We start from the raw sequence: 1,611 nt of genomic DNA, 5'->3' as shown, positions 1-1,611 counted from the left end.
GGGCCGGTGACGGTGGTGAGCGCGTCGTGGAACCGTACGGGACGGCGGACCTGTTCGATCCAGTACGTCGGAGTCGTCCAGTCCCCGTTCCCGAGGACCTCGCCGGTGAGGGTGCGGATGGGACGGTGTGGGGTGAGGGCGCCGGGATTCTGGTTCTGGAACGGCTCTCGGATGCCCGTCGCAATGGGCATTCGGTGTTGGCGGTGGTGCGGGGGAGTGCGGTCAATCAGGATGGTGCGTCCAATGGGTTGACGGCGCCGAATGGCCCTTCCCAGCAACGCGTCATCCGCCAAGCCCTCCGAAATGCCGGAGTTTCGGCCGCGGATGTGGATGTGGTCGAGGCGCACGGCACGGGCACGGCGCTGGGGGATCCGATCGAGGCGCAGGCCTTGCTCGCCACTTACGGTCGGGAACGCACCGACGGGCCGTTGTGGCTGGGGTCGGTGAAGTCGAATCTCGGGCATACGCAGGCTGCGGCGGGTGTGGCCGGGGTGATGAAGATGGTGCTGGCGATGCAGCGGGAGTCCCTGCCCGCCACGCTCCACGTGGATCGGCCTTCCTCGCACGTGGACTGGGAGGCGGGGCAGGTCCGTCTGCTGACGGAGTCGCGGGTGTGGCCGCGTGGCGAGCGGCCGAGGCGGGCGGGTGTCTCGGCGTTCGGGATCAGCGGAACCAACGCCCACGTCATCCTCGAAGAAGCCCCGACCGAAACGGCTGACAAGCCCTCCGGCGAGACACATTCTCCCTCTTCGTCCCAACTCCCCGTCGTTCCATGGCTGTTGTCCGGACGTGACGCCGACGGTCTTCGCGGGCAGGCGGGCCGCCTCGCCGCGCACCTGCTCGCGAACCCGGCATCCCCGGCCGACCTCGGCCACTCGCTCGCCACCACCCGTGCCGTGCTGCCCCACCGAGCCGTCGTCCTCGGACCAGGCCTCGACGAGCTGAGCCGAGGCGTCCGTGCCCTGGCGGATGGCGAGCAGCACCCGGCGGTCGTCACCGGGCAGGCCCTCAAGGGGCGTACGGCATGGGCGTTCACCGGGCAGGGCAGCCAGCGCCCCGGCATGGGGCGCGAACTCCACGACCGGTTCCCGGAGTTCCGTCGCGCGCTGGACGAGGTCTGCGACCTCCTGGACGCCGAGCTCGGCGCGGACGAACCCGGCCACCTTCCCTTGCGCGAGATCATGTTCACCGGTGTACCGGAGACCCTGGCCCGCACCGGTCACGCCCAACCCGCCCTGTTCGCCCTGCAAGTGGCCCTCATCGCTCTCCTGCGGTCCTGGGGCATGCGACCGGACTGCGTGCTGGGCCACTCGGTCGGCGAGTTCGCGGCCGCGTATGCGGCCGGGGTCTTCGAACTCCCGGATGCGGTACGGCTGGTGGCGGCCCGGGCCCGGTTGATGCAGGCCCTTCCCGAGGGCGGCGCGATGGCCGCGATCGAGGCCTCCCAGGAGGAAGTCGCCCGGTTGTTGGACGGGGTCGGGGCCGATCTCCAGGAGCCGGACGGCTCCCTGGGGGCCGGTGACGGTGGTGAGCGCGTCGTGGAACCGTACGGGACGGCGGACCTGTTCGATCCAGTACGTCGGAGTCGTCCAGTCCCCGTTCCCGAGGACC

At 70.6% G+C, this 1,611-nt stretch carries 1 protein-coding gene; it reads left to right on the top strand.

The annotated features are described in order from the left end of the window. Window positions 1-1,611 (top strand): acyltransferase domain-containing protein (locus EAO75_RS44705; RefSeq protein WP_148000858.1); only part of this gene is annotated, 1,611 nt, incomplete at both ends.

The sequence above is a fragment of the Streptomyces sp. UW30 genome (assembly GCF_008042075.1).
GTDB lineage: Bacteria > Actinomycetota > Actinomycetes > Streptomycetales > Streptomycetaceae > Streptomyces.
This window is presented reverse-complemented; position numbering and strand designations above follow the sequence as displayed.